We start from the raw sequence: 26,734 nt of genomic DNA, 5'->3' as shown, positions 1-26,734 counted from the left end.
ACGCCAGCGTGGTCTGCACCTGCGCCGAGCAGCCCTGGGACTGGTCGAGCGGGTGCCCGTGGGCGTCGTGGCCGAGGTAGGCCTGGATGGTCACCTTCGAACAGTCGACCATGCCGTCCTCCGGGTCGGTGACCGAGACCGTGAAGCTCACGACGTCACCCCACTCGAACACGCCGCCGTTCGGTGGTGCCGTGACTGTCACCGTCGGCGCGGTGTTGCCGGCCGTGATGCCCAGGCTCGCGGACCCGGTCGCGCCGGCGGAGTTCCGGACGGTCAGCACGGCGGTGTAGTTGCCCGCGGACGAGTAGGTGTGGCCGGGGTTGGCGGCCGTGGACGTGGTGCCGTCGCCGAAGTTCCACGAGTAGGTCAGCGACGAGCCGCCCGGGTCGGTGGAGCCCGCGCTGGAGAAGCTCACCGTCAGCGGCGCCGGGCCGCTGGTGCGGTCCGCCGCCACCCTGGCGACCGGGTTCGCCTGGTTGGTGCCGAGGTAGTCGATCCGGTCGATGCCGGAGTCACTGTTGCCGCCGCCGTACCCGCTCCCCCACTCGATGACGTAGAGGGCGCCGTCCGGGCCGAAATCGAAGTCCATCGGGCGGTTGAACGACATCGACGACAGCAGCCGGTCGATCGAGCCGACCGACGTGCCGGCCGAGCTCAGCTGGAAGGTGTACAGCTGGCTGGTGTTCCACTCGGAGAACACCGCGCGACCGTCGAAGTCGGCCGGCCACTTGCGACTGGAGCTCAGGTTCGGGTCGTACCGGTAGACCGGCCCCGCGGTCGGCGCGCCGCCGGCGAGCGCCGGGAAGTTCGACGGGTCGGCCTGGTAGTGGTACCAGACCGTCGCCGGGATGGCCGGCGGCAGCCTGGTCTGGCCGGTGTTGTTCGGCGAGTTGTTGGTCGGACCGCCGGCGCAGTCGAACTTGCCGCCCGAGGTGTTGTTCGCGAAGTTGAAGTCGTTGTACGCCGAGTTGGGACCGACGCAGTACGGCCAGCCCGCGTTGCCGGGCCTGCTGAGCACGTCCCACTCCACGGTGTTCTGGGGACCGCGGGTCGAACTGGCGCTCGGCGCGTCCGGACCGTAGTTGGACACGACCGGGTAACCGGTCTTCGGGTCGATGTTCATCCGGAACGGGTTGCGGTAGCCCATCATGTAGATCTCGGGCCGGGTGTTGGCCGTGCCGGCCGCGAACAGGTTGCCCGACGGGATCGTGTACGTGCCGTTCGACTCCGGGTGGATCCGCAACACCTTGCCGGACAGGCTGTTCGTGTTCCCTGCGGTGCGTTGCGCGTCCCAGCTGGCTCGACCGGAGCGCTCGTCGATCGGGGCGTAGCCGTCCGAGGCGAACGGGTTGGTGTTGTCCCCGGTCGACAGCCACAGGTTGCCGTTCCTCTTGTCGAACACGAGGCCGCCGCCGTGGTGGCAGCACTCCTGGCGCTGCACCGGCACGTCCAGCACGACCTTCTCGGAGGACAGGTCGATCGTGTTGCCGTTGACGGTGAACCGGCCCAGCCGGTCGACGTTCGCCGAGCTCGGCGAGTAGTACACGTACACCCACTGGTTCGTCGCGAAGGCGGGGTCGAGCACGATGTTGAGGCCGCCGGACTCGTTGGCGGTGAACACGTTCAGGTGCGCGGCCGTGGTGGTGGCGCCGTTCGGTTGCACGATCTTGACGTCACCGAGCCGATCGACGAAGAAGACGCGCCCGTCCGGGGCGACGTCCATCGCCATCGGGTTGCCGGTCTCGGTGTGCAGCCGGACCTTCTGGAACATCGAGTCGGGCGGCAGCGCCGCGTCGGCGGCCTGGCCGGCATGCGTCACCAGGTACACCACCGGGAACAGCGCGGCGAGGAGCAGGCCCACCGCCAGCAGCGCGAACCGGCGGAACACGGGAGATCTGGACATCGTCGGGCTCCTCATCACTGTCACTGCACTCGCTGGAGCTGAAAGCGCTGGTTGGCGGCGCCGGTGAGGGTGTACTGGGCGATGTGTGCGCCGTCGGTGGTCGACGCCTCCCAGACGTCCATGGCCAGGCCGCTCTGGCGGTTCACGAGGCTCACCACACCACCGCCCTGGTCGACCACCCGCCACTGCTGAGTAGTGGCATTGCCGTCGGTCTGCTGCGTGATGTCCGCGCCACTCCCGCTGCCCGCCTGGAGGACCAGGCCGCTGTGCCGGGCGCGGACCCGGTAGAAACCACCACCCGAGTCCAGGAAGTCGAACTGCTGGTTCAACCCACCCGTCGCCGACCACTGGTGCAACAACGCACCGGCCGACGTGGACACCCCACTGATGTCGGCCCGCTTGCCGCTGTGCTGGGCGACGAGGTTGTAGTGGACGCCGGTCTCCACCACCGAGGTCGAGCCCTGCCCGGTCGCGCGGTAGGTGTGTCCGGCCTCGACGGCGAACTCGAGGAGGTCGGACTCGGGCCTGGCCGGCGTGACGGCCGAGCCGGTGCTCGTGTCACGCAGTTCGAAGGTGCCGGTGAACATGCGGCTGCGCACGCGGACGGTGCCCGCGCGGTCGGCCGTGACGGTCAGCTCCCGGGCGCCGCCGCCGGTCCAGGTGGCGCCCACCGTGTAGCCGCCACGCCCGCGCAGCCCGTTGACGCTGCCGGCGGGCCAGGCCGGCGGCAGCGCCGGCAGCACGTGCAGCTCGCCGTTGTGGCTGTGCAGCAGCATCTCGGCGATACCGGACGTCGCGCCGAAGTTGCCGTCGATCTGGAAGGGCGGGTGCAGGTCGAACATGTTGGGCGCCAACCGGTCCGTGGTCACCAGGGACCGGATCAGGTCGTGTGCCCGGCCGCCCTCCTCCATGCGTGCCCAGTAGTTGATCTTCCAGGCGAGTGACCAGCCGGTGCCGGCGTCACCACGCAGCTCCAGCGTCCGGCGCGCGGCCGCGTACAGCTGGGGCGTGCCGCGCTTCGTGATCTGGTTGCTGGGGTGCAGGCCGTACAGGTGGGAGATGTGCCGGTGGTTCGGCTCGGTCTCCACCCAGTCGTACAGCCATTCCTGGATGTTCCCGCGCGAGCCGACCTTCATCGGCGCGAGTCGTGCCCTGGCGGCCCGCACCTGGTCGCGGAAACCGGAGTCGACGCCCAGCACCTCGCTGGCGCCGGCACAGCCGTCGAACAGGTCACGCAGGATCTGCATGTCCATCGTCGGCCCGGCGCACACGCTCACGCCGGAGTGGTGGGGTAGCTCCGGTGAGTTGGACGGGTTGGTGACGAGGTGTCCCAGGGTCGGCTCGGTGACGAGCGTGGCGAGGAAGAACTGCGCCGCGCCCTTCATCGCCGGGTAGTTCGCACGCAGGAACGCGACGTCGCCGGTGAAGCGGTAGTGGTCCCAGATCAGCGACGACAGCCACGCGCCGCCCGCCTGCCACATCCCCCACAGCGCGCCGTCGACGACCGACGAGCCGCGCCAGGCGTCGGTGTTGTGGTGGGTGACCCAACCGGCCGTGGTCCCGTACTGGACCTGCGCGGTGCGGGCGCCGGTGACCGTGAGGTCGTTGACCAGCTTCGCCACCGGCTCGAAGCACTCGGCGAGGTTCGTCGTGTCCACCGGCCAGTAGTTCATCGGCAGGTTGGCGTTGATCGTGTACTTCGAGTCCCACGGCGGAGACATCTGGTCGTTCCAGATGCCCTGCAGGTTGGCCGGCTGCGTGCCCGGGCGCGACGAGGAGATCAGCAGGTACCGCCCGTACTGGAACAGCAGCGCGGAGAACTGCGGGTCGCTGACCGAGCCGTGCTGGGCGATCCGGACGTCGGTGGGCTGGTCGGCGGCCGAGGTCCGGCCGACGTCGAGGGTGACGCGACCGAACAGCGCCTGGTAGTCGGCGACGTGCCGGGCGCCGAGGCCGGGGTAGCCCCTCGCCTGGGCGGCGGCCAGGCGGTTCCTGGCGATGCCCTGGTAGTCGCCGTTCACAGTCCGGTAGTCGACGTAGCTGGTGCCGACCGAGACCAGCAGCGTCACGGAGTCGGCACCCGACACCCGCAGCGTGCCGCCGGAGCTGGTGACGCTCCCACCGTCCGCCACGGCCCGGGCCAGCGCGAGGAACCGGACCGACCCCGCGATGCCCCGCGAGTCGCCGGAGACGCCGTCCAGCGCGACCGTCGTGGCGTCCGGACTCGACGCCGTCGCCCGCTGTGGGGTGCTGAACGCGGCCGAGAACGAGATCGAGCCGGCGGTCTCCGCGGTCAGCCGCACGACGATCACCTGGTCCGGCGCGCTCGCGATCACCTCGCGCCGGTACCGCACGCCGTTCGCCACGTAGGTCACGACCGCCGCGGCGGTGGTGAGGTCCAGCCATCGCTGGTACCCGGACACCCCGCTGGTGCCGGGCAGCGTGAGCCGCAGGTCGCCGACCGGCTGGTAGGGCAGCTGTGCGGCCGGGCTGCCGAGCATCACCTGGTCGATCAGGCTCTGCGCCTGCGACCACTGGTTCGCGAACACCTGCTGGCGGATCTGCGCCAGCGACGCCGCGCCGCGCGGGTTGCTGTAGTCGTGCGGGCCGCCCGCCCAGACGGTGTCCTCGTTGAGCTGCAACCGTTCGGTGTCGGTGTTGCCGAACACCATCGCGCCGAGCCGGCCGTTGCCGACGGGCAGCGCGCGCAGCCAGTCCGAGCCGGCCGGTTCGTCGTACCACAGCGCCAGGTCGTTCACGGCGCGCACGTCGGCGGGGGCGGTCGAGTCGGCGCGGGCGATCGCGGTCCAGGGGCCGAACACCGCGCCGACGCCTGCCGCGCCGAGCTTCATCGCTTGCCTTCGCGTCAGGTCCGGCATGATGGATCCTCCAGTAGGGGTGGCCGCCGCCCCCGATCCCTGCCGTGGCGGGACGGCGGCCGGGTCGGTCAGCGGAACAGCGCGAGCGCGCTCCCGGGAACGTCGGCGGTCATGGCGCGCGTCAGCCGAGCGTCCAACGCTGGTTGCCGCCGCCGTTGCACGTCCACAGCTCCACGAGCGCGCCGTCCGCGGTGGACGCTCCGGTGACGTCGAGACACAGTCCGGACTGGACACCGGTGATGGTGCCGTCGGCGTTGCGCAGCCACTGCTGGTTCGCCTGCCCGTTGCACGACCAGATGATCACCTGTGTGCCGGCGCTGGTCTGGTTGTCGTACGCGTCGAGGCACATCGTCCCGCCGTCGACGGAGAGCTGGTTGCCCGTGGTGTAGGTCCACGTCTGGCCGGACTGCCCGCCGCACGGCCAGATCCGCGCCTGGGTGCCGGCCGTGGTGTTGGGGACGTCGAGGCACTTCCCGGCGCCGACCGCGTGCACCGGGCCGGTGACCGGGTCGTTGCCGCCGCTCGTGCCGCCCGCCACTCGGTACATGACCACGCCGTGGGCCGGGACGGACGCGCTGATCGTGCCCGCGGTGGTCGACGTGGCGCCGGACCACAGGTCGGTCAGGGTGTAGCTGCTCGCGCCGGTCTTGCCGATCGCCGCCGCGGTGGTGGAGATCGTCGCGGTGGAGCCGCCCTCGTTGAACAGCACGACCGACACGTCGCCGTTGGCGAGGGGTTTGGCCAGCACGTCGCGGCCGCCGGACGAGGACACCATCCTGCCCTGCCTGCCGAGCGGGTCCTGGTCGACCGCGATCACCCGGGAGTTGGTCAGGATGCTCACGGTGGTCGAGCTCGCGTTCGTGATGTTGTTGCCGGCGACCAGCGGCGCGGCCATCTGCGCCCACAGGCTGAAATGGGCCCGGTCCTCCGTGGCGGACATGCCGTTGCCGACCTCCAGCATGTCGGGGTCGTTCCACGCCCCCGGGCCGGCGTAGCCCGCGAGTCCCACGTTGGCGTGGAAGATGTTGAGCATGCTGGTGTAGTTCGCCGCGATGTCGCCGGTGGTGCGCCAGCTGTTGCCGACGCCGGCGCCCCAGGTCCACACGTTGTCCTGCCCCCAGCTGCAGAGGCTGTAGAGGATCGGGCGGCCGGTCGCGGCCAGCGCGTCACGCATGGCCGTGTAGCGGGACTGGGCGTTGACGCCCTGGTTGTTGCAGTTGTCGTACTTGAGGTAGTCGATCCCCCAGGAGGCGAAGAGGTTCGCGTCCTGGCGCTCGTGGTTGAGGCTACCCGGGTAGCCCGCGCAGGTCGCCGTGCCCGCGTCCTCGTAGATGCCCAGCTTCAGGCCCAGCGAGTGGACGTAGTCGGCGAGTGCCTTGATCCCGTTCGGGAACTTGGCCGGGTCCGGCACCAGGTTGCCGCTCGAGTCCCGGTTGCGGGTCATCCAGCAGTCGTCGATGTTGACGTAGGTGTAGCCCGCGGCCTGCATGCCGTTGTTGTGCATGGCCGACGCGGTCGACCTGACCAGCGAGTCGGAGACGTTGCAGCCGTAGGCGTTCCAGTCGTTCCAACCCATCTGCGGGGTGCGCGCCAACCCGTTGTCGATCGCCCGGGCGGGCGGGGCGGTGGTGACCATGGCCGTGGCGGTCACCGCCGCCGCCATGGCCGCGGTCATGGCGGCGGCCACCGCGAGATGACCGAGACTTGCCGCGATCGTACGTACGCTCATGTCCTTGTCCACTTCTGACTGTTGCCGCTGGAACAGGTCTGCAGGGTCACCGGTGTGCTGTTGGCGGTGCCGCCGCCGTTCGGGCCGAGGCACAGTCCTGACTGGACACCCGTGACCGTGCCGTCGGTGTTGACGTTCCACTGCTGGTTGGTGCCGCCGGTGCAGTCCCAGATGATCACCCTGGTCCCGGGTGCGGTGCCGGCGCCCTCGGCGTCGAGGCACTTGGTGCCGTACACCTGTACCTGCCTGGCGGTGTTGACCGTCCACTGCTGGTTGCCGCCGCCGTTGCAGTCCCAGAGCGTCACCTGCGTGCCGTTGGTCTGGGACGCGTTCGGGACGTCCAGACACCGGCCGGCGTTGTCGTTGCGCAGCGCCGAGGTCGTCCCGCCGCCCGAGCCGGCGACGGCGAGGTTGTCGAACTGCGCGGTCTCCCCCTGGCTGGTGGCGAACCCGACCTGGCCGGCGGACAGCGTGGTGTCGGTCACCGACCCGACGACGGTGCCGTCGACGCTGGCGGTGATGGTGCTGCCGGAGAAGCCGAGGGACAGCGCGTGCCAGCGGTTGGTGCCCAGCGCGGAGGTCGTGCCGCTGCGCAGCGTGGTGACCTGCGCGCTGAGGTTGTTGCGCAGGATCGACCACGCCCCGGTGTCGCTGACCCGCAGGTAGTAGGCGTTGAGCGCGGCCTGGTTGGTCGTCACCTGCGAGCCGGCCCGGCCGACCAGCGAGACGTTGCCGGCCTTCTCCAGCAGCACGTCCGCGGACACCGTGTAGTTGCTCCACGCCACGTTGCCGAGCAACGCGTACGGGTCGGTCCTCGTCTTCCAGGGGATCGCCTGCTGCGGGGAGGCCTGGCGCACGCACGTGCCCGACCGGCCGGCGCCGCAGGCGGTCGTCTCGAAGGCGCCTTCCATGTCCATGAGGTACCTGGCCTCCCTGCCGGCCGCGTACCCGTCGAAGTCGTCGCTGTAGGGCAGGTTCAGTGAGCCCTGGGCCGGGCTCGTCGCGGTGCCCCTGCCCTGCCCGGTCGTGGTGGTGACCGTGTACAGGTAGCCCGGTTGGACGGTCAGGGAGAAGGCGCCGCCGGACGGGGTGAGGTCGGTGGTGTGGACGAAGAAGTCCGCCTGGTTGGTGGAGTTCAGGTTGGTGGCCCACACGTGCACCTGTCCGGTGGACAGCCCGCCGGTGACGGTGAGGTTCAGCGTCTGCGCCACGGTGGCGTCCACGGTCTCGACGACCATGGAGTAGTCGGTGTTGTTGGGCGACTTCAGCGACACGTAGCTGCCGTTCGCGCGGTTCCCGCCGAGGTAGCCGGTGGCGGCGTCGAGGTACTTCCAGCCGGGGGCGGTGAACTGCGTGGTGTGCGCCAGCGCCCACGTGTCCTTGCCGACCGAGTAGTGGCCCGACCACGGCTGGTTGGCCAGCACCAGCCCCACCGTCGGCCATGGGATGTTCGGCGTGACGGCGGCGATCAGGTCCCAGTTGAGGTAGGCCGTCATCTTGCCGTCGATGTAGACCCGGTTGATGCCCCGGGCCAGCGGCTTGGCGCCGTCGTTGTAGTCCTGCGAGCCGTTCTCGCTCGACCACAGGGTCTTGCCGGAGTTCGCCACGTTCGACGGGACGGCGCAGGAGGTCTGCGCACTCAGGTAGCCGCACGTGTAGTGGGCACTGAGCACGTCGGTCGCGTTGCGGTAGGCCGTGTTCGTCGAGATGGGACCGGCGGGTCCCCAGTCCCCCGGCCACGAGTCACCGGAGATGATCTTCACCGCGCTGTAGCCGTTGGCGTTGAGCGCGTCGCGGATCGTGACGGTCCAGTCGGCGTTCCACTGCTTCTCGTTCTGCACCGGCGTGAGGTAGTCGATCGTCAGCCCGTGCTGGCGGGCGCAACCCAGCCAGGACAGGTAGTAGTTCACCAGGTCGGTGGAGAAGAAGGTGCCGTTGCCGATCCAGCCCGGCGCGCCCCAGGCCAGCCCCACCAGCTTGATGTTGGGGTTGCGTGCCCTGGCCTGCGCCATGATCCACCACTCGTACCCGCGGTCGCAGTCGAGGTCGCCGCGGAAGTGGGCGTGGCTGGGCTCGGCACCGCTGGTGGAGTTGGTGTCGCCGCCGATCTCCGCCTTGAGGATCTGCAGCGCGGCGCCGTAGCCGGGTTTGAACAGGTAGTCGAGGATCTGGCCGCGCTGCGGCTCCGGATAGTCGATCAGCAGACGGCTGTTGCCGCCACCGCCGCTGACCGCGCCGACGCCGTCGAACGTACGACCGCCGGACGCGCCGTTGATGGTGATCGACGTGGCGGCCTGGGCGGGTGCCGCACCGACGATGCCGCCCAAGGCCACGACGACGGCGGCCGCCGCCGTGCGCACACGCCGGAGCAGGGTTCCGGGCATGGCTGTACTCCCTTCCCACACAGCAGGTTGCGCGGGTGCTAGGCCGTGAACTGCCACCAGTTCACGTTGAACAGGTAGCCGCTGCCACCGGCGAACCGGAGGTAGAGATCCTGTGTGCCGGTCGCCCCGCTGACCGAACAGGACACGGTGGTCCAGGTCTGCCAGCCGCCGGTGCCGGGCACGGTGCAGCGGCCGACCACGGTGCCGCTCGTGCCGCCGAGCCGCAGCTCGATGGTGCCGCCGCTGGTCGCCGAGGCCACCCGCGCGGTGAACGACCGGGGGCCGGAACCGAAGGCCACGCTCCTGACCTTGGTCCAGTCCCCGTTCTCGATGAAGCCGACCTCTCGGCCGCCCTCGCTCGCGGCCTCGGTCTCGATCCCGGACTCCGCCGCGATGGTCTCGGCCTCCTGGCGGGTGAAGGGGTTCAGCGTGTCCGCCGCCGGCGCACCGGAACCGGTCATGTTGATCGTCGGGATCGAGCCGTCGGAGCCGTAGCTGAACTTCTCCACGGCGACCGACCGGGTGTAGCCGCCGCCGCCCGGCAACGCGCCGTTGTGGTAGAAGAAGTAGCTGCCGCCCTTGAAGTCGACGATGCCGGCGTGGTTGGTGAAGCTCGAACCCTGGGTCGGCATCACCGTGCCACGGTAGGTCCACGGGCCGGTCGGTCCCGGTGCCGTCGAGTACGCGATGAACTCGGAGCAGCACCGCGCGGCGAACACGTTGTAGTACAGGCCGTTGCGCTTGAAGACCCACGGCGCTTCCTCGAACAGCGTCGGCCTGCTCGCGTTTCCGGTGCGGGTGCCGAAACCCGACGTGGTGAGCGGGATCTGGGTGGGGCCGCCCGAGTAGGAGACCATGTCCGCGTTCAGCCGGACGTACCACAGGTTCGGGTTGCCCCAGTACAGGTAGGCCTGCCCGTTGTCGTCGACGAAGACCGTCGGGTCGATCTCGCCGTTCTCCACCAGGGGTCGTCCGATGGCGTCGTGGAACGGACCGGTGGGGCTGTCCGACACGGCGACGCCGATCGCCATCCGGCCCGTCGCGCGGTTGGTCGTCGGGACGTACCAGTAGAACCTGCCGTCGCGGTAGACCGTCTGGCCCGCCCACGCGTTGGCGCTGGCCCAGCTGAAACTCGCCAGGTTGAGCGGGGAGCCGTGGTCGGTCCAGTTCACCATGTCCGCGGACGACCACACCCGCCACTCCCGCATGGTGAAGTTCGTCGATCCGTCCTCGTCGTGTCCGGTGTAGAGGTAGACGCGGCCGTTGTGGACCAGCGGCGCGGGGTCGGCGGTGTAGATGTGCTGGACGATCGGGTTGTCGGCGCTCGCGGTCACCGGGGACGGTGCCAGCAGGCCCATGACGGCCACGAGCCAGGCGAGATGTCTTCTCATCGTTGCCTCACGGGGTGGAGAGATCGAAGCGCTGCAGGGTGACCGTGCCGCCGAGGGCCTGGGTGGCGTAGTTGAAGACGGCGAACCGGTAGCCCATGAAGAACGTCCAGTTGTTGTTCAACGTGAACGCCGGGCCCAGCGAGGTGAAGGTGACACCGTCGGTGCTGTAGGAGAACCGGGCCTGCCGCCCGGCACCCGGCCGGATGTCGGCGTTGGCACGCAACCAGATCCGGTTGGCGCCGAAGCCGGTGCCGGCGACCTCGGTGCCGGTGCTGGTGGTGTTCCAGCTGCCGTCCATGGTGATGTTGTCGACCATCACCACCCGGTTGCGGCCACCGTCGCGTCTGATCCCGATCCACGCCGACGAGTCCCGCAGCATCGCGAGCCCGGTGCGGTCACCGTCCCGCATCCCCGTGAGGTCGAGGGCGACCGTCGCCGTGGAGGTGGGGCCCTGGATCCGGTGGGTCAGGGTGTTGCGTGCCGAGTAGAGGTCGGTCGTCACCGTCGCGGTCCCCATCCGCACCCCGTTGCTCACCGAGAACTTCGTGGTGTCCGGGTTGTGGTTCCACTCCCAGTCCGGACCCAGCGCGGGGCCGGGGAAGGTGTCCAGGCCGGTCATCGGTCGCACCGGGTGCGGCGGCAGGTTCGGGAACGGGTAGCTGGCGCCCCAGCCGCCGTTGACCGTCCGGACCTGCGGCCAGCCGTCGGCGGTCCAGGTGACCGGCGCGAGCACCGGCACCCGGCCGCCGGGGAAGGCGTCGACGAAGGCCATGTAGTACCACTGGCCGTTCTGCGTCTGCACCAGCCCGCCCTGGTGCGGCACACCCCCGCCCGGGATCGGCGTCGGCATGTTCAGCAGCACCTGGTGCAGCGTGTACGGGCCGAACGGGTTGGCGGCCTTCAGGATGTACTGACCGTTCGCCGGCCTGGTCAGGAAGATGTAGTAGCTGCCGTTGATCTTGTAGAAGCGGGCGCCCTCCAGGGTGCCGATGTTCGACGGGGTCGAGAACACCTGCTGCGACCGGACCTCCGACCTCCCGTCCGCCGACAGCTGCGCGACGCTGATGTTGGTGTTGCCGTAGGCGACGTACATCGTGTCGTCGTCGTCGACCAGCAGGCCGGCGTCGTAGTAGCACTTGTTGATCGTGGTGTGCCGCTGCCAGGGCCCCTCCACCGCCGTCGCCGTGTAGATGTGGGTGTTGGCGAAGTCGACGCAGCCACCCCAGTAGAAGGTCTTGTTGCTTCTACGGTAGTTGAGGAACGACGCCCAGATCCCCCGCACGTACCCTCGGCCGCCGCTCAGGTCGTACTTCGAGCCGAAGTCCAGGCGGGGCACGGAATGCCCGGCGAACTCCCAGTTCACCAGGTCGTAGGACCGCAGGACGGGCGCCCCGGGCGAGTAGTGCATCGTGGACGCCGAGTAGTAGTAGGTGTTGTCGACGCGGAAGATGTCGATGTCCGCGAAGTCCTGCCACAGCACCGGGTTCGTGTAGTCGGCCACCGGCCCCGCCGCGGCCTGGGTGGGTGCGCCGGCCACCAGCCCGCCACCCAGCAGGGTGGCGATCACGAGCGTCACCACCGCGGTACGCGGTCGTAGGCGTGCGGTCACGGCCCCCGTTCCGCTCCGCCCGGCCGGCGTTGCCGCCACCACCGGCCGACGCGGTACCGACGAGAACAGGACCGGCCCGGCGGCCGGCCGCGTGCGACGTCGCGTGGGCATCGTCGCCCCTCTCAGGTCTTTTCCGGGAGTCAGTCCGGGATCGGTTCGCCACGCACGGGGAATGGTTCGTGCGGTACGCCCGGCGACCGGGCGCGGTCGCGCCGCGAAGAAGCGTCGGATCGCATATGAGAATCCCATCATCGTTGACGGTGGATATCGCGCACGACCAAAGCCGACGATCAGGTCCGGCTGAGCCGTCATCCGAACTCGATGTGAACGCTAACACAGACGTGATTGGACAACAAGACACCCATAGTCAAAAGATGCTGAAAGGTTTGGGTCGCTCGCGACAGGACCGTTGTGAGCGCACACATGGGACTGGAAAAGGACATGCGACATCGTCCGGAACTGACGCTCCAGATGTCCGACCGATTCCGGGAGCGCTCCACAAACAGCCTGTGGATCACCGCTCCTACTGCACCGAGCGAATTGTGCGGCACTCCGGATGCCAATGGGGTCGAACAGCGACCCGTTTACCGGAATCAGTGCGCCACCAGCACGGATGGTGCGCGAGCCGGCAGGCACGCGTCCGCGGTGGGCCAGTGTTCTGTTGTGGGCTCCGTCGTTGTGCTCGTGTGCTCCTGTTCCTGGTTGCGCGTCGACCGAGACACCATATGTATGTGTAGAGGAGCGGTGCTGTTAAGTCCAGTGTTCAGCGGCTAGCACGTAACAGGCTGCCGCCGCCAGGACGCATACATATGAGGTCACCGAGTCCCGACGTCGCCGCCGCCGACTCACCCACCCCTGACCGGCTCGTGTCCCGGTACCCGAAGATCTCCAGGTCCCTCGGGGTTTGGGACGGCCGTTCCGGGGTACGGGGCACGTGATCAATGTCGTCGTCCCTAGGAGGTTGCACGTGCAGATCCAGGTCAACACCGACCACAACGTCCAGGGCGGTGAAGGGCTGGCCGCCTACGTGACCACCGACCTGGAGGCCGAACTGTCCCGGTTCGCCCAGTGGTTGACCCGGGTGGAGGTGCATATCAGCGAGGACGGGGCGGGCCCGACCGGCGACAAGCGCTGCGTGATCGAGGCGCGGCCCGCGGGCATGCAACCGGTCGCCGTGACCCACCACGCCGGGTCGGTGGACGACGCGTACAGCGGCGCGGCGCAGAAGTTGGGGACGGTGCTGGACAGCAAGTACGCCCGCGCACACGATCACAAGGGCAGCGACACCATCCGCCACATGCCGCCCGCCGACGACCCGAGCTGACCCGCCGGGCGGCTCAGGACCACGTGGCAGCGGGGCGCCCACCGGCAAGATGTGCCGGTGGGCGCCCCGCATCTTTTCATCATTTGGTGGGGTTTAACGCCAAAAGCTACTCAGACGAGTTTTCTGGGGTCACGATCGTGACAAAGGAGCCTTCGCGGCCTGCTATCTCGTTGGTTTTGCGAGCTGAATTCGGGAAATACCACCCAGATGACCACTGAAGATTACCTGTCACAAAAGGTGTGTACCATTGGGACTGAGCGCGACTACCAGTCAATCGCTCACTCCCCCAAAGGAAGTTCAGCTTATGGAGCATGACTTCGAATCAGTCCTCAGATACGCCAAGGAATCCAGGAGGAAGCACACCGGTCGCCTGGTACTGCGCGGCGTCCTCGGTGCCACCGCCGTGGCGGCTCTCGCCGGCGCGATGAGTGGTACCGCGGCCGCGGCCCCGGGAGAGACCGACACCGGCACCACCACCGCCAACGTGGCGGTGAACTCCGCGATCGCGTTGACGGGAGCCACTCCCAGCTTCACCCTCACGGGCCTGCCAGGGGCGACCGTCACTACGAACGGTGCGGTGACCTTCAACGTCGAGACCAACAACCTCGCCGGTTACGCGGTCACCGTGCAGAGTCAGACGACCACCATGACACCGGGTGTCGCGGGCAACACCGACTCGATCCCGATCGGGGCACTGTCGGTACGTGAGACCGACGGCACAGCTTTCATTCCGGTGAGTGGCACGGCGCCGGTCACGGTGGACGCGAAGGACACCCGGTCGGCACAAGGCGGTGACGCCCTCAGCAACGACTACGAGATCGTCATCCCGTTCGTCAACGAGGACACCTACTCGGCGACGTTGGACTACATCGCGACGACGCTCTAGACAAGAAGGTCCACAATGACCACCACGCTGGGGCGTAGTGCGGTAATCCTGTTCTGCGCCATCATGCTCGGTTGGTCGGCGCCAGTTGCGAGCGGGTCCGAGGCAGACACCTCGGACCCGCGGGTCCCGGTCAGCGATCCGCCCACGAACTCGACCTCCTACAGCTCGGTTCCCGCGCAGTTCTCGTTGACCATCAGCCCCACCCGAGTTGTCGCCAGCCAGGACGACCTCGCCGCGGTCCCGCCTATTCTCGTGGTCAACCGTGGACAATCCGCCGTTCCGGTTACCGTTCAGAAGCGCAATTTCTCCGGCGGGTTGGACGGCTCCCTGGTATTCCAGAAAGACGCGTCCTACTCGGCCGCCGACTGGGTCACCCTCACTCCGACCAGTTTCGTGGTCGCCCCCGGCGCGAGCCAGACCGTCACCACGTCGGTCTCCGTCGGCACGTCTCCGGAACCTGGTGATCACCAGGTCGCCATCGTGTTCCTCGTGCCGGCCGACAAGGGCGACGCCAACATCAGGATCAACCGGGGCATCGCCGTCCCGGTCTACGTCGCCGTCTCCGGACCGACCGACGACTCGGCCTCGCTCAGTGGCCTCGAGGCACCGGGGTTCGTGACGTCGGGCACCGTCGAGGTCACGGCGAAGGTGCGCAACACCGGTACCGTCCACCGCGACTTCCGCAGCACCAACCGCCTGCACCTCGATGTCGGCGGCTCCGCCACCGCGTTCGCCGACTTCACGGTGATGCGTGGCGCGACCCGCGACATCAGCACGACGTGGGACCCGCCGCTGATGTGTGTCTGCCATCCCTCGGTGTCCATCGTCAGCGCGGACGGCACCGTCCGCACGACGACCATCCGCGTCATCGTGTTCCCCCTGCAGCTGCTGGGCATCAGCGTCGGCGTGGTCATGGTGCTCGCCGCGGGCTTCTGGCTCCGACGTCGCCGCCGGGCCCGCACGGCCGACACCGGCACCGGCCGCGCTCATGCCTAGGAGCGCCCGGCGCCGCTGCACGAAGGCCCTGGTGCTGCTCACTACGCTCTCGCTGACGACCGCACTCTGTGTCGCGCCGGCCGCGGCCGCGGCTGCGGCCGGCACCGTCCTGTTCCAGAACGCCTTCAACAACCGGACGGTCGACGGCACCGGCACCGTCACCTTGCCGACGCCGACCAGCGGGACGAACGCCGCGTGCCTCACCGCATCGGGCAACAGCGCCACCCTCCCCCTGCTCAGCTGCTCGGGCTCCACCGACGCGCAGGGCAGCGGAAAACTGCGGCTGACCTCGGCGACCGCCAACCAGGTCGGCGGGATCTTCGGCCAGACCAGCTACCCGACGTCCAGTGGTCTGGACGTCACCTTCACCAGCTACCAGTGGGGTGGCACCGCGGCCGACGGCCTCGCGTTCCTGCTCGCCGCCGTCAACCCGGCGAGCCAGACCGCCCCGACCACCATCGGACCGTCCGGCGGATCGCTCGGCTACTCCTCCGCCGGCTCGGTCAGCGGGGTGCCCAACGGGTACCTCGGCGTCGGTCTCGACGTGTTCGGCAACTTCAGCAGCACCGGGTTCTCCGGCTCCGGCTGCGCCGCGAACCCCAACATCTCGACCACGACAGCGGGTGCGGTGGTGGTGCGCGGACCCGGCAACGGGGGCGTCGGCTACTGCGGACTGACGACCACCTACAACGGCACCGCCGGGTCCAAGGTCGCCCTCCGGGCCGCGACCAGAGCGGCTTCCGCGGTCCCGGTCCAGGTGCTCGTCAACCCGACCACCGGCTCGTTCACGTCGGACTCCGGTGTCTCCGTCGCCGCCGGCACGTACAAGGTCGTCGCCACCCCGGTCGGGCAGTCGACGCGGACACTGAGCGGCGCGCTGCCCGTCGTCCCGGCCGGCATGTACCCGAGCGCGGCATGGCTGGGCGCCAACGGAGTGCCCAAGCAGCTCGCGTTCGGGTTCGTCGGCTCGACCGGCGCCATGACCGACGCGCACGAGATCTCCAACGTGAAGGTCCTGACGTTCAAGCCGGTGCCCCAGCTGGCGGTCACCACCACCAGCTACGCCGCCGCCACCTCGCAGCCCGGCGATCCGGTCTCCTACAAGGTCACCGCGAGTGTGCTCGCCGGCGTCAACGAGACGAGCCCGATCTCGGTCACCCAGACGGTGCCGACCGGTGTGGTCCCGGCCGGCGCCTACGGCACCGGCTGGGTGTGCGCGAACCCCGTCGGGGAGTCGATCACCTGCACGACCAGCGGTTCGAGCTTCACCAACGGCACCGCTCTGCCCGTGATCACCGTGGTCGCCATCGTCACCTCGGCGAACGTCACCTCGGCGCTGGTCCAGAGCAACTCACCGGCCACCGCGACCTCCGCGGACGCCAACCCCGCCACCGACACCACCTCGGCGACGACCGCCCTGCCGGCCGGACCGTCGGGCATCCTCGTGGTCCCCTCCAGCGGGAGCGTCGCCGGCGGCGGCGGTGTGCTCGTCGGCGGCACCAACGTCACCCTCGCGACGGCCATCGAGATCGGCACCACGGCCGAACAGAACGCCGGGACGCCGGTCGTCCTACTGCCGTGCCCGGGCGCCTCGGCGCCCGGCTGTTTCACCGTCGTCGGGAACGCCCTGTACATCTCGCCCATGCCCGCGAGGCCGGGCGCCGCGACGGTGTCGGTCACGGTCGTCATCCTCGGCAGGGCCGCCGCGGGGAGCTACGTCTACGCCGACCGCCCGGCCACGCCGGCCGCCCCGACCGCCACGGCCGGCATCACCAGCGCGACCGTCACCTGGGTGGCCCCGGCCACCAACGGCAGTGCGATCACCAGCTACGTCATCACGCCGTACCTGGCCGGGGTCGCACAGTCGACGCGGTCCTTCGACACGACGGCGACCAGCCGGACGCTCACCGGTCTCACCGCCGGCGGCTCGTACACGTTCACCGTCTCGGCCGTGAACGCCTACGGCACCTCCCCGCCCAGCGCGGCGTCGGCGGCGGTCGTCCCCTATGCGCTGCCCGGCACACCGTCGATCACCGCGGTGTCGGCCGGTAGCCTGTCCGCGACACTGACCTGGAACGCGCCCGCCGACAACGGCAGCGCCATCACCGGCTACCGGGTCACCCCGTACATCGCCGGTGTCGCCCAGACCCCGCAGACCTTCAGCGGTGCCGCGACCACCAGGACCGTCACCGGTCTGACGGCCGGGACCACCTACACCTTCGTCGTGGCGGCGACCAACCTCGCGGGCACGGGCGCCAACTCGGCGCAGTCGTCGGCCGTGGTCGCCAACCAGTCCCCGAGCCTCGCCTTCCCCGCACCGCCGGCCGGGGAGGTGGGAGTCGCCTACAGCAGGCAGCTCACCGCCACCAACGGTACGTCGCCCTACGCCTGGTCGGTCAGTGCCGGTGCCCTGCCCGGTGGGCTGACGCTGAACGCCACGACCGGCCTGCTCGCCGGAACTCCCACGGCGGCGGGCAGCTTCTCGTTCACCGTCCAGGTCGTCGACGCCAGCGGCCTGGCCGCGACGAAGGCCGTCACGATCGTCATCGCGGCGACGCCGACCCTCGCCTTCAACCCCGCGGCGGGCGAGGTGGGTGTCGCGTACAGCCAGCAGCCGGCGGTCACCGGCGGCACGGGACCGTTCGCCTGGGCGATCAGCGCCGGTAGCCTGCCGGCCGGTCTCTCGCTCAACGCCACCACCGGATCGGTCGGCGGCACCCCGACGGCGTCTGGCAGCTACCCGCTGACCGTCACCGCGACCGACTCGTTCGGCCAGGTCGCCGCCAGGACCGTGACGGTGGTCATCGCGGCCCGTCCGACGTTCGACGGCGCGGCGCCGCCCGCCGGGCAGGTCGGGGTCGCCTACAGCACCATCTTCGCCGTCACCGGCGGCACCGCCCCCATCACCTGGGCCGTCCCCACCGGCGCGCTGCCGCCGGGGCTGACGTTCAACACCAGCACGGGAACGCTGTCCGGCACGCCGACGACGGTCGGCAGCTCGTCGTTCACGGTGTCGGTGACCGACGCGTTCGGCCAGACCGCGAACCGAGCGGTGACGCTGGTCGTCGGCGCCGGGCCGCTGATCATCACCAAGACCGCGAACGTCTCCACCGCCGCGGCCGGCAGCACCGTCGCCTACACGATCACCGTCGCCAACACCGGGACCTCGGCGTGGACGGGCGCCACCCTGACCGACCCGCTGACCGGTGTGCTCGACGACGCGGCCTACGACAACAACGCCACCACGACCGCGGGCACCGTGTCCTACAGCGCACCGAACCTCGGCTGGACCGGCAACATCGCGGCCGGCGGCACGGTCACCATCAACTACTCGGTCACCGTCAACAACCCCGACACCGGCAACAAGGTGCTGGCCAACACCGCGACCTCGACCACGCTGGGCACCAACTGCGCGAGCGGCAGCACGGACGCCCTGTGCTCGGCCACGGTCACCGTGCCCGGCCTCGCGATCGCCAAGACCGCCGACTCCGCGACCACGACCCCGGGCAGCGTCGTCCGCTTCACCATCGTGGTCACCAACACCGGCCAGACCGCCTACCCCGCCGTGGCGCTCACCGACAACCTCACCGGCACGCTGGACGACGCCACCTACCGCGCCGACGCGACCGCGTCCTCGGGAAACCTCTCCTACACCAGTCCGGCACTGACGTGGACCGGCGCACTGGCGGTCGGTGCGACCGCGACGATCACCTACTCGGTCATCGTCGCCGACCCCGACACCGGCAACCGGTCGCTGACCGGCACGGTGGTCTCGGCGTCGGCGGGCAGCCCGTGCCCGAGCGGCAACCCCGCCGCCCAGTGCACCGCCACGGTGACCGTCCTGGTGCCGGCGCTGTCGATCACGAACAGCGCCAACGTCAGCGCCACCACGCCCGGTGGCACGGTCGCCTACACCGTGACGCTGGCCAACACCGGGCAGACGCCGTACAGCGCGAGCACCGTCAGGGTCGCGCTCGCCGGCGCCCTCGACGACGCCACGTACAACGGCGACGTCTCGGCCACCGCCGGCGCGGTATCGGTCAGCGGCTCGACGCTCACCTGGACCGGCAACCTCGCTGTCGGCGCGACGGTCACCATCACGGCCTCGGTGACCGTGCGCAACCCCGATCCCGGTGACAAGGCACTGACCACGACGGCGACGTCGACGGTGCCCGGCAGCACCTGCCCGACCGGCTCCGCGAACACCGCGTGCGCGACCAGCGTCGCGGTGCTCATCCCCGGACTGACCATCGCCACGGCGGCGAACGTCGGCACGGCCACGCCCGGCGCGACGGTCCGGTACACGGTCTCGATCACCAACAGCGGTCAGACACCCGCCACCGGCGCGACCACGAGCAGCACGCTGAGCGGCCTGCTGGACGACGCCTCCTACAACAGCGACGCAGCTGCCACCGGCGGAGCGGTATCGGTCAGCGGTCAGGTGCTCACCTGGACCGGCGACCTCGCCGTCGGCGCGACCGCCACGGTCAGCTTCTCGGTGACGGTCAACGACCCCGACGCCGGTGACCGGACGTTGCGCACCAGGGTCAGCTCGACCACCTCCGGGACCAACTGTCCGGCGGCCAGCGCCGACACCCGCTGCGTCAGTTCCGTCACCGTGCTGATCCCCGCCGTGACCTTCACGACGGTCGCCGACACCGAGACGGCCACCCCGAGCCAGGTGGTGCGTTACACCGTCACCGCGACGAACACCGGAGAGACCACCTACCGCGGCCTCTCCGTCACCCTCGACCTCGCGGGCGCTCTCGACGACGCCGCCTACAACTACGACGCGACGATCAGCACGGGCGACCTGGTGACGAACCCCGACGGCACCGCCTTCTGGGTGCTGGACCTCGCGCCCGGCGCGAGCGCGGTCGGCCAGCTGTCGCTGACCGTCAGCTCGCCGGCGACCGGCGACCGGTCGCTGCATGTCATCACCGTCGCCGACCAGGCCGGCAGCGCGTGCCGGCCCGGTTCGGGCGACGCGGGATGCCGCTCCACGGTCACCGTGCTCATCCCCGGCCTGACCATCACCAAGACGGCGAACACCTCGACGGTGTCCCCCGGCGGCACCGTCGAGTACACCGTCGCGGTGGTCAACACCGGCGAATCGGCGTACTCCGACGCCGGGTTCACCGACAGGTTGGACGGCCTGCTGATCGACGCGGCCTACGGCGACGACGCGACCACGAACACCGGGGCCGTGTCCTACAGCGCGCCGGTGCTGGCCTGGCACGGCGCTCTGGCGCCCGGCGCGACCGCGACGATCACCTACTCGGTCACCGTGCGTGACCCGGTCACCGGTGACAAACACCTCGCCAACACCGTGGTGTCCACCTCCGCCGGTAGCAACTGCCCCGCCGGCGGCACCGACGCACGCTGCACCGCCACGGTCGACGTGCTGGTTCCCGGCCTGACGGTCATGGTCACTGCGAACGCGCCGGCCACCACAGGGGGAGCGGTCGTCACGTTCACCGTGACCGCGACGAACTCCGGCGGCACCGACTTCGGCGCCGCGGCGTTCACCAACTCGCTGGCCGGGGTGCTCGACGACGCCTCGTACAACGCCGACGCGGCGGCGAGTGTCGGCACGGTCGGCTACTCGGCCGGTTCACTGAGCTGGACCGGCGCTCTCGCCGCCGGCGCGTCCGCCGTCATCACCTACTCGGTCACCGTGCACCTGCTCGACGGGGGCGACGACCTGGCGACCACCGCCGTCAGCTCGACCACCGCGGGAACCAACTGCCTCATCGGCAACAGCGACACCCGATGCACCGCCACGGTCGCGGTCGGTCGCCTGATCCTGTCGCAGTGGGCCACGGAGACGACGACGACACCGGGTTCGGTCGTGCACGTGACCGTGACGTACGAGAACACCGGGCAGACGCCCTACACCGACATCTCGGTCGTCAGCCCGCGCGACGGCCTCTCGGACGACACCGACCCCGCCGGCGACCAGACGGCCAGCTCCGGCATCCTCGTGCGCACCGCGGAGGCGCTCACGTGGACCGGCGACATCCCGGTCGGTGGCACGGTCACCATCACGCGGACGCTGATCGTCCAGGACCCCGATCTCGGCGACCGGCTCATCACCGCCACGCTGAGCTCCACGGCACCGGGCAACAACTGCCCGGCGGCCACCACCGACCCGCTGTGCACCTTCCTCGTCACCGTGCTCGTCCCCGGCCTCACCGTCACCAAGACCGCCAGCACCACGGCGACGGTGCCGGGCGGCACGGTGACGTACACGATCACCGCACACAACACCGGACAGACGCCCTACGTCGCCACCACCCTCACCGACCCGTTCACCGGCCTGCTCGACGACGCCGTCTACGACAACGACGCCACGACGACGGCCGGCACCCTCACCGTCGACTCCTCGGGCCTGTCCTGGACCGGCGACCTGGCCACGGACGCGACCGTCGTCATCACCTACTCGGTCACCGCGAACAGCCCGGCCACCGGCGACAAGACCATGGCCAACGTCGTCACCTCCACCGCGGTCGGCAGCACCTGTCTGCCGGGGAGCGGCAACGCGGCATGCCGTCGCACGATCGTGGTCCTGACCCCGGCGCTCACCATCGTGAAGACGGCGAACCTCGCCAACGCCACGCTGGGCACCACCGTCACCTACACGGTCGACGTGCTGAACTCGGGCCAGACCACCCAACCGGCGGCGGCGTTCGCCGACGCACTCACCGGCGTGCTCGACGACGCGGCCTACAACAACGACGCCACGGCCACCCGCGGCACGGTCGGCTACTCGGCCGGTGTCCTGACCTGGTCCGGCGGCCTGGCCTCGGGTGACACGGCGACGGTCACCTACACCATGCGGATCAGAAACTCCGCGACCGGTGACCTCACCATGCGCAACACGGTCACCTCGACGACCGCGGGGAACAACTGCACCAGCGGCAGCGACGACACCCGCTGCACCGCGACGGTCGCCATCACCGAAGCGGTCAGCGCCACGTTCACGAAGACGGCCGACCGCGAGGCCACGGTCGCCGGTGACGTCGTCACCTACACGGTGACCGTCACCAACTCCAGCGCGTCCGCGCTGGCAGCCGAGTTCACCGACCCGCTGGCCGGCATCCTCGACGACGCCACGTACAACAACGACGCGACGCCGAGCAGCGGAACGGTCGGGTACGCGGCCCCGAACCTCACCTGGTCCGGCACGGTGGCCACCGGGGCCACCGTCACCGTGACCTACACGGTGACCGTCGGCACCGTCGTGACCGGCGACCAGAGGCTCGTCGGCACGGTCACCTCGACCACGCCGTCGGAGAGCAACAACTGTGCCGCGGACAGTGCGGACCCACGCTGCACCAACACCGTGCCGGTCGCGGCGCTGTCGCTCGAGCAGCACTACACGGAGACGTCCACCACGCCGGGTTCGCTGGTGCACCTGACCGCGAGGTTCACCAACACCGGTCAGCTGCCCTACACCGGCATCACCGTCTCGAGCCCGAGCACGGACACGCTCGACGACGCCATCCCGACCGGTGACCAGGTCGCGAGCTCCGGCGACCTGGTGCTCGACGCCGCCGCGATCACCTGGACCGGCGACATCCCCGTCGGCGGTGTCGTCACCATCACCGGCACCCTGACGGTGAAGAACACCGAGCTCGGCAACAAGATCCTCACCGGCACGCTGGCTTCCGCCGCCCTCGGCAACACCTGCCCGGCCGCGAGCCCGGCGGACCAGTGTGTGGCCTACCTACCCGTCCTCGTGCCGGGACTGTCCATCGCCAAGACCGCCGACACCACGTCCGTCACGCCGGGCGACACCGTCGCCTACACGGTCGCCATCCACAACACCGGCGCGACCCCCTATGCCGGCGCGACCGTCAGCGACGACCTCGCCGGCGTCCTCGACGACGCCACGTACAACGCGGACGCCATCACGAGCACGGGCATGGTGACCTTCACGAGCCCGATCCTGACCTGGACCGGCGACCTCGCCCCCGGTGACATCGCCACCGTCACCTACTCGGTGACCGCACGCGACCCGGCCACCGGGGACAGGACGATGCTCAACCCGGTCACCTCGTCCGAGGTGGGCAACACCTGCCCGCCGGCGAGCGGCACCCCCGCCTGCCGCTCCGTCGTCAGCGTGCTCACGCCGATCCTGACCATCTCGTCGGCGGCAAGCGTCGCGACCACCGTTCCGGGCGCGACCGTGGGCTACACGCTGACCGTCACCAACTCGGGTCAGACGGCCTACTCGCCGGCGACCCTCGCCATCCCGCTCGACGGAGTGCTCGACGACGCCACCTACGGCGCCGACGCCGCCGCGTCCACCGGCACCGTCTCGATCGCCGGTGAGACGCTGACCTGGACGGGCTCGCTCGCGCTGGACGCCACCGCCACGATCACCTACTCGGTGACCGTCGACCAGCCCGTCACCGGAGACTTCCTGCTGGCCCAGACCGTCACCTCCCCGAACCGGGGCAGCATCTGCCCCGAGGGAGGCGTCGATCCGCGGTGCACCACCTCCGTGGCCGTGGCCGGGCTGCGGATCGTCAACTCCGCCGACTCCGCCACCACCCAGCCGACCGCCGTGGTGCGCAACATCGTCACCGTCACCAACACCGGTCAGGTGCCCTACGTCGGACTGACGATCAGCGACAACTTGGCCGGCTTCCTCGACGACGCCACCTACAACGGCGACGCGACGGCCACCTTCGGCGGCCTGCAGCTCGAACCCGACACCGGACGGATCGTCTGGACCGGGGACCTGCCGGTCGGCGAGACCCTGGTCGTGACCGGCTCGGTGACCGTCAACAACCCCGACCTCGGGGACAAGACCCTCACCACGCTCGTCACCACCGCCGCCGACGCCAGCAACTGCCCCGAGGCGAGTCCCGGCGCGGAGTGCGCGACCAGCGTGACCGTGTTGACCCCGGGCCTGACCGTCACCAAGGCGGCGGACACCGTCGAGACGACGCCGGGGGCCACGGTCGGCTACACCATCACCGTCACCAACTCGGGCGAGACCGCCTACGCCGGCGCCACGGTGCGGGACTCGCTCGACGGTGTCCTCCCGGACGCCGCCTACAACGACGACGCCACGGCCACGACCGGCACCATGACCTACGCCGAGCCCACACTGTCCTGGACCGGCGACCTGGCGGTCGGGCAGACGGTCGTGATCAGCTACACCGTCCGGGTGCAGGACCTCACGCTCGGCGACAAGCTGATGGTGAACGTCGTCCTGTCCGACCAGATCGGCAGCAACTGCCCGACCGGTGGGTCGGCCCCCGACTGCTCGACGCTCGTCACGATCCTCCTGCCCGTCCTCGACATCGCCGTCACCTCGGACCGCACCACGACCGTGCCGGGCGCCAGCGTCGGCTACACGGTCACCATCCGCGACACCGGCCAGACGGACTACCCGGGCGCGACCGTGTCCGTCCTGCTCGCCGACGTGCTGGACGACGCCGCCTACGGCGCCGACGCGAGCACGAGCACCGGCGCGGTGACGTTCGCCGACTCGACCCTGACCTGGACCGGCGACCTGACCGTCGGCGCCGACACCGTCACCATCGGCTACACGGTGACCGTCGACGATCCGCCGGCCGGGGACCGGCAGCTCGTCACGACCGTCACCTCGCCGGCACCGGGCGGCACCTGCGGCACGGCCCCCCAGTGCGCCAACACCGTCACCGTGCTGGTGCCAGGGCTCGCGGTGACCACCAGCGCCGACGTGGCCACCGCGACACCCGGTGACCGGGTCGTCCTCACCATCACGGCCACCAACACCGGCCAGACCCCGTACACCGGGACCACCATCACCACCGCGCTCACCGACACCCTCGACGACGCCGAGTTCGACGGCACGAGCACCGCGTCGAGCGGGGTCGTCACCTACACCGAGCCGGACCTGTCCTGGACGGGCACCCTGGCCGTCGGCGCCACCGTCACGATCACCTACGCCGTCACCATCCGTACGCCTGACCCGGGCGACAAGGTCCTGTCGACGACCGTCGTCGCACCCGCCCAGGGCAGCAGTTGCCTCGCCGGCGCGGGGAACCCGGCCTGCACCGCCACCGTCACCGTGCTCGTCCCGAGCCTGTCCATCGGCATCTCGGCGTCCTCGGCGACCACCGTCCCGGGCGCGGTCGTCACCTACACCGTCACCATCGACAACGACGGACAGACCGCGTACTCGGGTGCGGTCGTCGACGACTCGCTCTCCGGTGTGCTGCCGGACGCCGCCTACAACGGCGACGCGGTCGCCTCCAGCGGCGTCCTGGCCTACACGGAGCCGACGCTCACCTGGACCGGCGACCTGGCGATCGGGGCCGGCGCCACCATCACCTACTCGGTCACCGTGGACGATCCCGACCCCGGCGACAAGCTGCTGGTCAACACGCTGACCTCCACGGCACCCGGCAGCACCTGCCCGCCCGGCGCCACCCTGTCGACCTGCGCGGTGCAGGTCCGGGTGCTCGTGCCCGCGCTGGTCATCACCAAGTCCGCCGACAGGTCGAGTGTGGTCGCGGGTGACCCAATCGGCTACACGGTCGTGCTCACCAACACCGGCCAGACCCCGTACGCACCGGCGACGTTCAGCGACTCGCTGACCGACGTGCTCGACGGCGCCACCTACTCCTCCGACGCGGTCGCCAGCGTCGGCACCGTCGAATATCTCAACGGCACGATCGTCTGGACCGGCGCGCTCGCCGTCGGGGAGACGGCGACCATCACCTACTCGGTCACCACCCTCGATCCCGCCCCCGTCGACCGCCTCCTGCTCAACACCGTGTCCTCCACGACCCAGGGCGCCACCTGCCGGGCCGCGGCACCGTGCGGCGTCGAGGTGGCCGTCCTGGTCCCGGCACTCACCATCACCAAGACCACCGACCTGACCACCGTGGTCGCGGGCGGCACCGTGCACTACACCGTCGCGGCGACCAACACGGGCGAGGCCGACTACCCGGCCGCCACCCTGTCGGACTCGCTGGCCGACGTCCTGGCCGAGGCCACCTACAACGACGACGCCACGGTCACCACCGGCGCCCTCGACTACGCGGGCGGCACGCTCAGCTGGACCGGCGAACTGCCCCGCGGCGCGTCCGTGCTGATCACCTACTCGGTCACCACCGCCACCGGGGCGGCCGACGGTCTCGTCCTGACCAACCGGATCGTCTCGACCTCGAACGGCAGCACGTGCGCGGCCGACTCGGTCGCCATCGGCTGCACGGCGTCCGTCGCCATCGCCGCCCGCACCATCACGCTCACCGACCCCACCTCCTCGTTCACGCTCACCGGGCTGCCCAACAGCACGGTCGGCTCCGACGGGAAGGTGACCATGACCGTCACGACCAACAGCACCGGCGGCTACCTGGTGACCGTCCAGGCCGCCACCGGCTCGCTCACCGGCGCGACCCCCGGCAACACCACGACGATCCCCGTCGGACTGTTGGGGGTGCGCGAGACCGGGACGCAACCGTTCCTCCCGCTGTCGGCCGACACCCCGCTGACCGTGCACCAGCAGGACACCCCGTCGGGCCCGGGCGGTGACGCGGTCAGCAACGACTACCGCATCCAGATCCCGTCCGTCCCGTCCGACACGTACAGCACGACGCTGGACTACATCGTCAGCGCCCAGTAGGCGA

10 protein-coding genes are annotated in these 26,734 nt (G+C 70.0%); 4 read left to right on the top strand and 6 right to left on the bottom strand.

Annotation, left to right across the window (positions count from 1 at the left end):
• The 6 genes from VET29_RS04595 to VET29_RS04570 all read right to left on the bottom strand — a co-directional run.
• Positions 1–1,903, bottom strand: a 1,903-nt coding sequence (locus VET29_RS04595) for a PQQ-dependent sugar dehydrogenase (RefSeq protein ID WP_324915029.1), incomplete at its 3' end; no start/stop codon positions are given.
• Between the two features lie 20 nt (positions 1,904–1,923).
• Positions 1,924–4,782, bottom strand: a complete 2,859-nt coding sequence (locus tag VET29_RS04590; RefSeq protein WP_324915027.1) for a glycosyl hydrolase family 95 catalytic domain-containing protein — start codon at positions 4,780–4,782, stop codon at positions 1,924–1,926.
• Between the two features lie 121 nt (positions 4,783–4,903).
• Entirely contained in the window at positions 4,904–6,511 is a 1,608-nt protein-coding gene (locus VET29_RS04585) for a glycoside hydrolase family 27 protein (RefSeq protein WP_324915025.1), read from the bottom strand.
• Positions 6,508–8,895, bottom strand: coding sequence for a ricin-type beta-trefoil lectin domain protein (locus tag VET29_RS04580; RefSeq protein WP_324915023.1), 2,388 nt, complete (start codon positions 8,893–8,895; stop codon positions 6,508–6,510). The genes VET29_RS04585 and VET29_RS04580 overlap by 4 nt, the downstream gene beginning before the upstream one ends.
• 38 nt (positions 8,896–8,933) lie before the next feature.
• Entirely contained in the window at positions 8,934–10,286 is a 1,353-nt protein-coding gene (locus VET29_RS04575; protein ID WP_324915021.1) for a glycoside hydrolase family 43 protein, read from the bottom strand.
• A 7-nt stretch (positions 10,287–10,293) separates the two neighbouring features.
• Complete coding sequence (locus VET29_RS04570; RefSeq protein ID WP_324915019.1) at positions 10,294–12,006, bottom strand: glycoside hydrolase 43 family protein; 1,713 nt, start codon at positions 12,004–12,006, stop codon at positions 10,294–10,296.
• An 856-nt stretch (positions 12,007–12,862) separates the two neighbouring features.
• Here VET29_RS04570 and VET29_RS04565 point away from each other — a divergent pair.
• From VET29_RS04565 to VET29_RS04550, 4 genes are all read left to right on the top strand, one after another.
• The gene (locus tag VET29_RS04565; RefSeq protein ID WP_324915017.1) at positions 12,863–13,219 is read left to right on the top strand and encodes an HPF/RaiA family ribosome-associated protein; all 357 of its coding nucleotides are present in this window, start codon (positions 12,863–12,865) and stop codon (positions 13,217–13,219) included.
• A 304-nt stretch (positions 13,220–13,523) separates the two neighbouring features.
• The gene (locus VET29_RS04560; protein ID WP_324915016.1) at positions 13,524–14,105 is read left to right on the top strand and encodes a hypothetical protein; all 582 of its coding nucleotides are present in this window, start codon (positions 13,524–13,526) and stop codon (positions 14,103–14,105) included.
• 315 nt (positions 14,106–14,420) lie between these two features.
• Positions 14,421–15,101: a hypothetical protein gene (locus tag VET29_RS04555; RefSeq protein WP_324915014.1), complete on the top strand. Its 681-nt coding sequence runs from the start codon at positions 14,421–14,423 to the stop codon at positions 15,099–15,101.
• Entirely contained in the window at positions 15,094–26,730 is an 11,637-nt protein-coding gene (locus VET29_RS04550) for a putative Ig domain-containing protein (RefSeq protein WP_324915012.1), read from the top strand. Before VET29_RS04555 ends, VET29_RS04550 begins: the two co-directional genes overlap by 8 nt.
• The last annotated feature ends 4 nt before the right edge of the window (positions 26,731–26,734 follow it).

The organism is Actinophytocola sp., assembly GCF_035634895.1.
In the GTDB taxonomy this organism is placed as follows: domain Bacteria; phylum Actinomycetota; class Actinomycetes; order Mycobacteriales; family Pseudonocardiaceae; genus Actinophytocola.
The sequence above is the reverse complement of the archived record's forward strand: the minus strand, read 5'-3'. Positions and strand labels throughout refer to the sequence as shown.

Excerpts from the sequence above, each read along its gene's own strand:
- VET29_RS04585 (WP_324915025.1), bottom strand. The coding sequence starts at position 6,511 with ATGAGCGTACGTACGATCGCGGCAAGTCTCGGTCATCTCGCGGTGGCC.
- VET29_RS04590 (WP_324915027.1), bottom strand. The coding sequence starts at position 4,782 with ATGCCGGACCTGACGCGAAGGCAAGCGATGAAGCTCGGCGCGGCAGGC.
- VET29_RS04560 (WP_324915016.1), top strand. The coding sequence starts at position 13,524 with ATGGAGCATGACTTCGAATCAGTCCTCAGATACGCCAAGGAATCCAGG.
- VET29_RS04575 (WP_324915021.1), bottom strand. The coding sequence starts at position 10,286 with ATGAGAAGACATCTCGCCTGGCTCGTGGCCGTCATGGGCCTGCTGGCA.
- VET29_RS04550 (WP_324915012.1), top strand. The coding sequence starts at position 15,094 with ATGCCTAGGAGCGCCCGGCGCCGCTGCACGAAGGCCCTGGTGCTGCTC.
- VET29_RS04580 (WP_324915023.1), bottom strand. The coding sequence starts at position 8,895 with ATGCCCGGAACCCTGCTCCGGCGTGTGCGCACGGCGGCGGCCGCCGTC.
- VET29_RS04570 (WP_324915019.1), bottom strand. The coding sequence starts at position 12,006 with ATGCCCACGCGACGTCGCACGCGGCCGGCCGCCGGGCCGGTCCTGTTC.